General features: G+C 59.3%; 9 protein-coding genes. 8 read left to right on the top strand and 1 reads right to left on the bottom strand.

Features of this window, described 5'->3' with window-relative positions; genetic code table 11:
* Window positions 1–309: 309 nt before the first annotated feature.
* The 8 genes from D8U60_RS02760 (at window position 310) to D8U60_RS02725 (ending at window position 11,086) form a co-directional block, all read left to right on the top strand.
* Window positions 310–1,935: an ABC transporter substrate-binding protein gene (locus tag D8U60_RS02760; RefSeq protein WP_016771716.1), complete on the top strand. Its 1,626-nt coding sequence runs from the start codon at window positions 310–312 to the stop codon at window positions 1,933–1,935.
* 300 nt (window positions 1,936–2,235) lie between these two features.
* A complete protein-coding gene (locus D8U60_RS02755; protein ID WP_122699943.1) occupies window positions 2,236–3,834 on the top strand; it encodes an ABC transporter substrate-binding protein in 1,599 nt (532 codons plus the stop codon).
* Between the two features lie 176 nt (window positions 3,835–4,010).
* The gene (locus tag D8U60_RS02750; RefSeq protein WP_130899418.1) at window positions 4,011–5,432 is read left to right on the top strand and encodes an OprD family porin; all 1,422 of its coding nucleotides are present in this window, start codon (window positions 4,011–4,013) and stop codon (window positions 5,430–5,432) included.
* Window positions 5,433–5,509: 77 nt separating this feature from the next.
* The gene (locus D8U60_RS02745) at window positions 5,510–7,105 is read left to right on the top strand and encodes an ABC transporter substrate-binding protein (protein WP_073473823.1); all 1,596 of its coding nucleotides are present in this window, start codon (window positions 5,510–5,512) and stop codon (window positions 7,103–7,105) included.
* A gap of 73 nt (window positions 7,106–7,178) precedes the next feature.
* On the top strand, window positions 7,179–8,189 hold the full coding sequence (locus D8U60_RS02740; protein WP_016771720.1) for an ABC transporter permease subunit: 1,011 nt from the start codon (window positions 7,179–7,181) through the stop codon (window positions 8,187–8,189).
* 11 nt (window positions 8,190–8,200) lie between these two features.
* Window positions 8,201–9,127 (top strand): ABC transporter permease subunit, encoded by a 927-nt coding sequence (locus D8U60_RS02735; RefSeq protein ID WP_016771721.1) that lies wholly within the window; start codon window positions 8,201–8,203, stop codon window positions 9,125–9,127.
* Window positions 9,128–9,137: 10 nt separating this feature from the next.
* Window positions 9,138–10,106, top strand: coding sequence for an ABC transporter ATP-binding protein (locus tag D8U60_RS02730; protein ID WP_016771722.1), 969 nt, complete (start codon window positions 9,138–9,140; stop codon window positions 10,104–10,106).
* A complete protein-coding gene (locus tag D8U60_RS02725) occupies window positions 10,106–11,086 on the top strand; it encodes a peptide ABC transporter ATP-binding protein (protein WP_016771723.1) in 981 nt (326 codons plus the stop codon). The genes D8U60_RS02730 and D8U60_RS02725 overlap by 1 nt, the downstream gene beginning before the upstream one ends.
* Before the next feature lie 193 nt (window positions 11,087–11,279).
* Here D8U60_RS02725 and D8U60_RS02720 read toward each other — a convergent pair whose 3' ends face one another.
* Window positions 11,280–11,543 (bottom strand): hypothetical protein, encoded by a 264-nt coding sequence (locus tag D8U60_RS02720; RefSeq protein WP_130899417.1) that lies wholly within the window; start codon window positions 11,541–11,543, stop codon window positions 11,280–11,282.
* Between the last annotated feature and the right edge of the window lie 112 nt (window positions 11,544–11,655).

Below are 11,655 nucleotides of genomic sequence, written 5' to 3'. Positions count from 1 at the left end.
CCCCAAAAACCCCTCAACCCTGCCCATCCCCAAGGGTATAAATAAGTAACACCAAGCCCCACCCAAGCGCACAGAACAAGACCGGCGCACCATTTCAGTGCCCAGAATGCACCGCAAAAACCACCCGCAAACGGTCAAATGCGTCAAAAGTTATACGGATGCGACATTAAGGTACGTTCGTGCCACCGTTTAACGCCGCCGACCGCTCTGGATCTTGCATTGGGTATGGGGCCTGCATAAGTATCCGCAGGCACGACTCACGAGGTCGTACCTCACAACTAAAAAATGACAACAAATCATGAGGCCAACATGCTTAAACACGCGGTCATTCCGTTTCTAGTCGGCGCAGGCTTGTTAGCCTCCGCACCTTTCGCCACCGCTGCGACTAACCTGGTGTTCTGCTCCGAAGGGAGCCCGGCCGGTTTTGATCCAGGCCAGTACACCACCGGAACCGACTTCGACGCCTCAGCCGAAACCATGTTCAACCGCCTGACCCAGTTCGAGCGCGGCGGCACCGCCGTGATTCCTGGCCTGGCGACCAAGTGGGACATTTCCGACGATGGCCTGACTTACACCTTCCACCTGCGTGAAGGCGTCAAGTTCCACACCACCCCGTATTTCAAGCCGACTCGTGAATTCAACGCCGACGACGTGCTGTTTACGTTCAACCGCATGATCAACAAGGACGACCCGTTCCGTAAGGCGTACCCGACCGAATTCCCGTACTTCACCGACATGGGGATGGACACCAACATCACCAAGATCGATAAAGTCGACGACCACACCGTCAAGTTCACCCTGAAAGAAGTCGACGCCGCGTTCATCCAGAACATGGCCATGAGCTTCGCTTCCGTGCAGTCCGCCGAATACGCGGCCCAACTGCTCAAGGATGGCAAAGCCGCCGACATCAACCAGAAGCCGATCGGCACCGGCCCGTTCGTGTTCAAGAGCTACCAGAAAGACTCGAACATCCGTTACACCGGCAACAAGGATTACTGGAAACCTGAAGACGTGAAGATCGACAACCTGATCTTCGCCATCACTACCGACCCATCGGTGCGTATCCAGAAGCTGAAGAAGAACGAGTGCCAGGTCACCCTGTTCCCGCGTCCGGCCGATCTGAAAGCGCTGAAAGAAGACAAGTCGCTGAAGATGCCGGATCAGGCTGGCTTCAACCTGGGCTACATCGCTTACAACGTGATGGACAAGGTCAAGGGCAGCAACGAGGCCAACCCGCTGGCTGACCTGCGCGTGCGTCAGGCGCTGGACATGGCCGTGAACAAGCCGCAGATCATCGATTCGGTTTACCAGGGCGCCGGCCAACTGGCCGTCAACGCCATGCCACCGACCCAGTGGTCCTACGACACCACGATCAAGGATGCCAAGTACGACCCTGAGAAAGCCAAACAGCTGCTCAAGGAAGCCGGCGTCAAGGAAGGTACCGAGATCGTCCTGTGGGCGATGCCGGTGCAGCGTCCGTACAACCCGAACGCCAAACTGATGGCTGAAATGCTCCAGTCCGACTGGGCCAAGATCGGCTTGAAAGTGAAGATCACCAGCTACGAGTGGGGCGAGTACATCAAGCGTTCCAAAGGTGGCGAGAACCAGGCCATGATCATTGGCTGGAGCGGTGACAATGGTGATCCGGACAACTGGCTCAACGTTCTGTTCGGCTGCGACTCGCTGAGCGGCAACAACTTCTCCAAGTGGTGCGACAAGAAGTTCGACGGCCTGGTGAAAGAAGCCAAACGCACTACTGACCAGGGCAAGCGCACCGAGCTGTACAAACAGGCGCAACACGTCCTCAAAGATGCAGTTCCAATGACACCTATCGCTCACTCGACGGTGTATCAACCCATGCGCGCCAACGTGCAGGACTTCAAGATCAGCCCATTTGGCCTGAATTCCTTCTACGGCGTCAGCGTCAGCAAGTAAGACATTGCAACGGCGGCGTTTCTGACGTCGCCGTTACTTTATCTACCGGGAAAAAAGGAAAAGACCTACACCCAAATCCGCCGCAGATGATTGCTTCGGTATAGGCGCGTCGACTTTTCCTACGAGCATTAAGGCAATTACGTATTTACTGCCAGAGGCACGGTGCCTACCGTCGCGTACTGACCAGTGTCTGCGTGGGCCACCGGTTTTGCCGTACGTATTGGATTGAGCTCAATGCGACCAGAAAGTCCCGGGATAGGGACCCTGACGCATTGCACAACACTAAAAAGAGGGAGCGTCATGCGCCATACCTTGATTTTTTCCGCACTGTTGGGCGCCGGCCTGTTGGCCGCCACGTCTGCAAGCTACGCCGCCAGCGACAGCCTGGTGTTTTGCTCGGAAGGCAGCCCGGCGGGTTTCGATACCGCGCAGTACACGACGGCCACCGACAACGACGCCGCCGAGCCGCTGTACAACCGCCTCGTCGAGTTTGAAAAAGGCGCGACCAATGTCGTACCGGGCCTGGCGACCAAGTGGGACATTTCCGAAGATGGCCTGAAATACACCTTTCACCTGCGTGAAGGCGTGAAATTTCATACAACCCCTTACTTCAAGCCGGGCCGTGATTTCAACGCTGACGATGTCGTGTTCACGTTCACTCGCATGCTCGATGCGCAACAACCGTTCCGCAAGGCCTACCCCACCGAGTTTCCGTACTTCAACGGGATGAGCCTGAACAAGAACATCGCCAAGGTCGAGAAGACCGGGCCGCTGACCGTGGAGTTCACGCTCAACAGCGTCGATGCGGCGTTCATCCAGAACATCGCGATGAGCTTCGCTTCGATTCTGTCTGCCGAATACGCCGACAAGCTGCTGGCCGACGGCAAGCCGAGCGACATCAACCAGAAGCCGATCGGCACCGGGCCGTTCGTATTCAAGAGCTACCAGAAAGACTCGAACATCCGCTATACCGGCAACCCGCAGTACTGGGATCCGAGCCGGGTCAAGCTGAAGAACCTGATTTTTGCGATCAACACCGACGCTTCGGTACGCGTGCAGAAGCTCAAGGCCAACGAGTGCCAGATCACCCTGCACCCGCGCCCCGCCGATGTTGAAGCGCTGAAGGCCGACCCGAAACTGCAACTGATTTCCAAGCCGGGCTTCAACCTCGGCTACATCGCCTACAACGTGCGCCACAAGCCATTCGATCAACTCGAAGTGCGTCAGGCGCTGGACATGGCGGTGAATAAACAGGGAATTCTCAACGCTGTTTATCAAGGCGCCGGCCAACTGGCCGTCAACGCCATGCCACCGACCCAGTGGTCCTACGACGACACCATCAAGGACGCCGCCTACAACCCGGAAAAAGCCAAGGAACTGCTCAAGGCTGCCGGCGTGAAAGAAGGCACCGAGATCACCCTGTGGGCGATGCCGGTGCAGCGTCCATACAACCCGAACGCCAAGCTGATGGCCGAAATGCTCCAGTCCGACTGGGCCAAGATCGGTCTGAAAGTGAAGATCGTCAGCTACGAATGGGGCGAGTACATCAAGCGCACCAAGAACGGCGAGCACGACGTCAGCCTGATCGGCTGGACCGGTGACAATGGGGACCCGGACAACTGGCTGGGCACGCTGTACAGCTGCGACGCCATCGGCGGCAACAACTACTCCATGTGGTGCGACCCGGCTTACGACAAGCTGATCAAACAGGCCAAGGTCGTCACCGACCGCGACCAGCGCACCGTGCTTTATAAACAGGCCCAGCAATTGCTTAAACAGCAAGTGCCGATCACGCCTGTCGCCCACTCGACGGTCAACCAGCCGTTAAGCACCCGGGTCGAAGGGTTCAAAGTCAGCCCGTTCGGCCGCAACGTGTTCTCGGGTGTCAGTATCGATTAAACCGACCGATTAGCCGCAATGCTGAGGGGAGCCGTCTACTCCCCTCACGCAAGCGCTTTGCCTAAATTCGCCAATCCGGCTTTTTGCAAACGTTTGCGATGTGTGAACGAGTTCTAAACCAATAACCGGCATACCAAAAAAAGCCGGGATAAAAAGAAAGTAAAGGAGCTTCACCCATGAAACTGAGCAGCACCGCGATACTGGCCCTGGCCATCAGCAGCATCACCGCCACGGCGTACGCCGAACCTGCAAGTCAGGAGTTCGTCCCTACCACATTGGCCGGCAGCAGCGCCCAAAGCGAGGCCAAAGGCTTTATCGATGGACAAAGCCTGGGCGGTACAACCCGTAACTGGTATGCCAACGAACTGAAGCGTCGTGATGACCGTTTCAGCTACGTGAAAAACAGCGACAAGAATACTTCGCCATTGGTCAAGACGCCGACTGCGCGTCGCATCAACTGGGTGCAAGGCACCATCGTCAACTACACCTCGGGCTTCACCCAAGGCACCGTTGGCGTCAGCACCGAAGTCGCCGCTTACAACGCCATCGTTCTGGACCGTGACCGCAAGGACATCGCCGGCGGTTCCAACCGTACCCTGGCGCACTCCGACGGCGACGCTGTCGACCAGTGGAGCAAACTGGGTCTGGCCAACGTCAAGCTGCGTGTTTCCAACACCACGCTCACCGCCGGTCGCCAGAACTTCAGCACCCCGATCGTTGACGTCATCGGCAACCGTCCGCTGCCTTCGAGCTTTGAGGGTATTACCCTGCACAGCGAAGAGTTCAACAACCTGTCGTTCGACCTCGGTGGCTTCGACCGTGTTTCGCCGCGTACCGAGCAGAGCCTGTCGAAATTCCGTACCGAGTACTCGGCCACTGGCGTTGAGACCGACAAGGTCTACATCGCTGGCGTCAACTATCAGCCGTTCAAGAGTCTGAAAACCAGCCTGTACGGCTCCAACGTCGAAGACTTCTGGAACCAGTACTACTTCGGTGCCACCCACGAACTGGGTGACAGCCAGGTGCTGAGCCTGACCACCGGTCTGAACTACTACAAGACCGTCGACGAAGGCAAAAAGCTGATGGGCGAGATCGACAACGATACTTACTCGCTGTCGCTGGGTCTGGCTCACCAGGCTCACAGCCTGACCTTCTCGTACCAGGAAGTGAATGGCGACACCTACTTCGACTACCTGCACGAAACCAACGGCATCTACCTGGCCAACTCCCTGCTGTCGGACTTCAACGGCCCGAACGAGAAGTCCTTCCAGATCGCCTACGGCATCAACATGGCCGAATATGGCGTGCCAGGCCTGAAGTTCAACATCTACCAGGCACGCGGCTGGGGCATTGACGGGACTCACTACCGTGGCACCGCCTACACCGACCCGGGCGCCAAGCGCGGCGACCTGAGCCTGATGGACGGCGAAACTCACTACGAATACGGCATCGGTGCTTCCTACGCCGTGCAGAGCGGACCGCTCAAAGCCACCGCGATTCGCGCGACGTACACCACGCACCGCGCCAGTGAAAACCAGGCTGACGGCAACATCAACGAGTTCCGTCTCGTGACCACGATTCCATTCAACATCCTGTAAAAACGCCAACCGACGGCTGACTCATGATGAGTCGGCCGTTCGGTTTTCTGTCTTCAACCGATTGCAGAGGGTTATCGATGAAAATGCTTCCCCTACGTGCGGCCATCGCGGCTGCGTTGCTGAGTGTCGCTGTCGGCGCCTCGGCCAAACCCTTGGTGGTCTGCACCGAAGCCAGCCCGGAAGGCTTCGATATGGTCCAGTACACAACTGCAGTCACGGCGGACGCTGTGGCCGAAACCATCTTCAATCGCCTGGCCGATTTCAAGCCCGGCACCACAGAAGTGATCCCGGCACTCGCCGAGTCCTGGGACATCAGCGAAGACGGCCTGACCTACACGTTCCACCTGCGCAAAGGCGTCAAGTTTCACACCACCGAATATTTCAAGCCGACCCGCGACATGAACGCCGACGACGTGGTCTGGAGCTTCCAGCGTCAGCTGGACCCGAATCACCCGTGGCACAAACTGTCGAGCGTGGGCTTCCCGTACTTTGAAAGCATGGGCTTCAAGGAACTGCTGAAAAGCGTAGAAAAAGTCGACGACAACACAGTCAAGTTCACCCTGACCCGTCGCGAAGCGCCGTTCCTGGCCGACATCGCCATGGCCTTCTCGTCGATCTACCCGGCCGAATACGCCGACCAGTTGCTCAAGGCCAACAAGACCGGCGATCTGAACAACAAGCCGATCGGCACCGGCCCGTTCATTTTCCAGCGCTACGCCAAGGATGCGCAGGTGCGCTTCAAGGCCAACCCGGACTACTTCCGTGGCAAGCCGCCGGCCGACGCGTTGATCCTGGCGATCGCCACCGACAACAACGTGCGCCTGCAAAAGCTCAAGGCCAACGAGTGCCAGATCGCGCTGTATCCGAAACCGGATGACATCCCGAGCATCAAGAAAGACAGCAAGCTGAAAGTCGACGAGCTGGACGCGATGACCGTTTCGTACATCGCCATGAACACCCAGCACAAGTACATGAGCGACGTACGCGTGCGCAAAGCCATCGACATCGCGTTCGACAAGGAAGCCTACGTCAACGCGCTGTTCGGCAAAGGCAACGCGTCGGTGGCGGTCAACCCGTACCCACCGACTCTGCTCGGCTACAACCATGACCTGAAGAACCCGCCACGCGACCTGGACAAGGCACGTGCCCTGCTCAAGGAAGCCGGGGTTCCGGAAGGCACTACCTTCACCCTGTTCACCCGTAACGGCGGCGGTCCGACCAACCCCAACCCGATGCTCGGCGCGCAAATGATGCAGGCTGACCTGGCGAAAGTCGGGATCAAGATCGACATCCGCGTGATGGAATGGGGCGAAATGCTCAAGCGCGCCAAGGCCGGCGAGCACGACATGGTCTCGGCCGGATGGGCGGGCGACAACGGCGACCCGGATAACTTCCTGACGCCTATGCTCAGTTGCGAGGCCGCCAAGAACGGCGAAAACTACGCACGCTGGTGCAACGAGAAATTCCAGGCACTGCTGGATGAAGCGCGGGCTAAAGTAGATCCGGCCGAACGCGCCGCGCTCTACGAACAGGCCCAAGTGCTGTTTAATCAGGACCAGCCATGGATCAGCATGGCCCATACTCGGATGTTCACTGCAATGCGCAACAATGTAGAGGGCTACCACATCAGCCCTCTCACCACTAATAACTTCGCCACCACCCAGGTGAAGTAGATAAGAAACGCCCGGCGTCCCTTACCTGAGGGACGCCGGACACGCCTAACCGGCTGATGAGGTACCACACAAGATGTTTAGTTTTATTGCCCGCCGACTGGGGTTGTTGATCCCCACGTTTTTCGGCATCACCTTGCTGACTTTCGCGTTGATTCGCATGATTCCGGGCGACCCCGTGGAAGTGATGATGGGCGAACGTCGGGTCGACCCCGAAATGCACGCTCAGGCAATGGAACGCCTGGGGCTGAACAAGCCGCTGTATGCCCAGTATCTGGACTACATCGGCAAACTGGCCCAGGGCGATCTCGGTGAGTCGTTGCGTACCCGTGAAAGTGTGTGGACCGAGTTCACCTCTCTTTTCCCGGCGACCCTGGAACTGTCCATGGCCGCCCTGCTGTTCGCTGGCATCCTCGGGCTTCTGGCCGGGGTGATCGCGGCACTCAAACGAGGATCGCTGTTCGACCACGGGGTGATGGGCATCTCCCTCGCGGGCTATTCGATGCCGATCTTCTGGTGGGGCCTGATCCTGATCATGTTCTTCTCGGTGAGCCTGGGCTGGACTCCGGTTTCCGGGCGCATCGACCTGTTGTATGACATCGAGCCGAAGACCGGCTTCATGCTGATCGACACGCTGCTGGCCGATGACGTCGGCGCGTTCTTCGACGCCCTGCATCACCTGATCCTGCCGGCCATCGTGCTCGGCACCATTCCGCTGGCGGTAATCGCGCGGATGACCCGTTCGTCGATGCTCGAAGTGCTGCGCGAAGACTACATCCGCACCGCCAAGGCCAAAGGCCTGTCGCCGTCGCGCGTGGTGTTCGTGCATGGTCTGCGCAACGCACTGATTCCGGTGCTGACCGTGGTCGGCCTGCAGGTCGGCACGCTGCTGGCCGGTGCGGTCCTGACCGAAACCATCTTCTCCTGGCCCGGTATCGGTAAATGGCTGATCGAAGCCATCGGCGCCCGGGACTATCCGGTGGTGCAAAACGGCATCCTGTTAATCGCCTGCCTGGTGATTCTGGTCAACTTCGTGGTGGACATCCTCTACGGCTTTGCCAACCCACGCATCCGTCATCAGCGCTGAGGTCAATACCCATGAGCACTCCAACATCCTCAGTAGCCACCGCCACGTCCGCCGTGGATCAAAGCCTGCTGTACCCGTCGCCGTACAAAGAATTCTGGCAAGCGTTCTCGAAGAACAAGGGCGCCGTTGCCGGCCTGCTGTTCATGCTGCTGATCATCTTCTGCGCGATCTTCGCGCCGTGGGTCGCGCCGCATAATCCGAGCGAGCAATACCGTGACTTCCTGCTGACGCCGCCGGCGTGGCTCGAAGGCGGGCAGATGCAGTTCCTGCTCGGCACCGATGAACTCGGCCGTGACCTGCTGTCTCGTCTGATACAGGGTTCGCGCCTGTCGCTGCTGATCGGCTTGTCGTCGGTGGTGATGTCATTGATTCCGGGGATCCTGCTGGGTCTGTTCGCCGGTTTCTTCCCGAAAGTGGTCGGCCCGACCATCATGCGTCTGATGGACATCATGCTGGCCCTGCCGTCGCTGCTGCTGGCCGTGGCGATCGTCGCCATCCTCGGCCCTGGCCTGATCAACACCGTGATCGCGATTGCTGTGGTTTCGCTGCCGTCCTACGTGCGTCTGACCCGTGCTGCCGTCATGGGCGAACTGAACCGCGACTACGTCACCGCCGCGCGTCTGGCCGGTGCCGGTCTGCCGCGTCTGATGTTCATCACCGTGCTGCCCAACTGCATGGCGCCGCTGATCGTGCAGGCAACCCTGAGCTTCTCTTCGGCGATTCTTGATGCCGCCGCACTGGGCTTCCTCGGCCTCGGCGTACAACCGCCAACCCCTGAGTGGGGCACCATGCTGGCCTCGGCCCGCGACTACATCGAACGCGCCTGGTGGGTGGTAAGTCTGCCTGGCCTGACCATTTTGCTCAGCGTGCTGGCAATCAACTTGATGGGCGACGGCCTGCGCGATGCGCTGGACCCGAAACTCAAGAACGCCGCCTGAGGAGATTCAAATGTCACTGCTAGAAATCAAGAATCTCAACGTCCGCTTCGGCGACAAGACCGCGACCCCGGTGGTCGACGGCCTCGACCTCAAGGTCGACAAGGGCGAAGTATTGGCCATCGTTGGCGAGTCGGGTTCGGGTAAGTCCGTGACCATGATGGCGCTGATGGGCCTGATCGAGCACCCCGGCATCGTCACCGCTGACTCGCTCAGCTTCGACGGCAAGGACATGCTCAAACTGAGCAACCGTCAGCGTCGGCAGATCGTCGGCAAAGACCTGTCGATGGTCTTCCAGGACCCGATGACCGCGCTGAACCCGAGCTACACCGTCGGTTTCCAGATCGAGGAAGTGCTGCGCCTGCACCTGAAAATGTCCGGCAAGCAAGCGCGCAAGCGTGCCATCGAACTGCTGGAAAAAGTCGAGATCCCGGGCGCCGCCAGTCGTATGGACGCCTATCCGCATCAACTGTCTGGCGGTATGAGCCAACGCGTCGCGATCGCCATGGCGATTGCCGGCGAGCCGAAACTGTTGATCGCCGACGAACCGACCACCGCGCTGGACGTGACGATTCAGGCGCAGATCATGGATCTGCTGCTGGCGTTGCAGAAAGAGCAGAACATGGGCCTGGTGCTGATCACTCACGACCTCGCGGTCGTGGCGGAAACTGCCCAGCGCGTCTGCGTGATGTATGCCGGCCAGGCGGTGGAAGTCGGTCAGGTGCCGCAACTGTTCGACATCCCGGCGCACCCGTACAGCGAAGCGCTGCTCAAGGCGATTCCCGAGCACAGCCTCGGCGCCTCGCGTCTGTCGACCCTGCCGGGCATCGTCCCGGGCCGTTATGACCGTCCGCAGGGTTGCCTGCTGTCGCCGCGCTGCCCGTACGTGCAGGACAACTGCCGCACCCAGCGTCCGGGCCTTGATCCGAAAGCCAACAGCCTCGCCCGCTGCTTCTACCCGCTGAACCAGGAGGTGGCGTAATGGCCGTCGTACTTACCGCCCGCGACCTGACCCGTCACTACGAAGTCTCCCGTGGCCTGTTCAAGGGCCACGCCACCGTGCGCGCGCTCAACGGCGTGTCGTTCGAACTGGAAGCCGGCAAGACCCTTGCCGTGGTAGGCGAATCGGGCTGTGGCAAATCCACTCTCGCCCGCGCCCTGACGCTGATCGAAGAGCCGTCGTCGGGCTCGCTGCAGATCGCCGGTCAGGAAGTTGCCGGCGCCGACAAGGCCGAGCGCAAGCAACTGCGCAAAGACGTGCAGATGGTGTTTCAGAGCCCGTACGCGTCGTTGAACCCACGGCAGAAAATCGGTGATCAACTGGCCGAGCCGCTGCTGATCAACACCAAGCTGTCGGCCACCGAACGTCGCGAGAAAGTCCAGGCGATGATGAAGCAGGTCGGCTTGCGCCCTGAGCATTACCAGCGCTATCCGCACATGTTCTCCGGCGGTCAGCGCCAGCGTATCGCCCTGGCGCGGGCAATGATGCTGCAACCGAAAGTGCTGGTCGCGGACGAACCGACTTCGGCGCTGGACGTGTCGATTCAGGCCCAGGTGCTCAACCTGTTCATGGATCTGCAGCAGGAGTTCAACACCGCCTACGTGTTCATCTCGCACAACCTCGCGGTGGTGCAGCACGTGGCCGATGACGTGATGGTGATGTACCTCGGCCGCCCGGTAGAACTGGGACCGAAAAACGACATCTACGAGCGCCCGCTGCATCCGTACACCCAAGCGCTGCTGTCGGCGACCCCGACGATTCACCCGGACCCGAACAAGCCGAAAATCAAGATCGTCGGCGAACTGCCCAACCCGCTGAACCCGCCACCGGGCTGTGCTTTCCACAAGCGCTGCCCGTACGCGACCGAGCGTTGCACCACGGAAGAGCCGCTGTTGCGTGAACTGGATAATCGGCAGGTGGCTTGCCACTACGCCGAGCAATTCCTCGACGGCGCGGCGTAAGACCACGGCAAAACCTGTAGGAGCTGACGAGTGCAACGAGGCTGCGATCTTTTGATTTTCAGAAGCAAGATCAAATGATCGCAGCGTTCCGCAGCTCCTACAGGGGATTTGCGTTGAACCAGAATCAATAAAACCCCTTCCACCTCGATTGCGCATCAGTCGAGGCAGAAGGGGTTTTTCTTTGCCCGGCGATCTACGTCTGGCTATCACCTTCGTCATCCGGGTCATCGGTATCCGGCTCGTCCGTGGTCGAGTCGTCGTCATCGGCGCTGCCACCCTGATTCATATCCCCCGGTTCCGACTCGGACTTGGCCAGCATCAGGCCGCTATGCCCTACCTGGCCGTTAAACGCCTGAGATTCGTGATCCTCGCACTCGGCCCACGCCGTTGCGGTGCCGAGGGATAGCATCACCATCACTTTCAACAACATCAAAACCCGTAGCAATCTGCCTTTCATGGCCGACTCCATCCTGTTGCGCTAAGACATGCTTGCCGGACTGGCTCGATGTGAAATCTAGTTGCGATCCGACCGGCTCACCACTTAGGACGCGACCGCGCAGGCAGAAATG

This window comes from Pseudomonas sp. Sample_11 (assembly GCF_004307505.1).
GTDB lineage: Bacteria > Pseudomonadota > Gammaproteobacteria > Pseudomonadales > Pseudomonadaceae > Aquipseudomonas > Aquipseudomonas atacamensis.
Note: the sequence above shows the minus strand (reverse complement) of the source record. Positions and strands in the feature narration are given on the sequence as shown.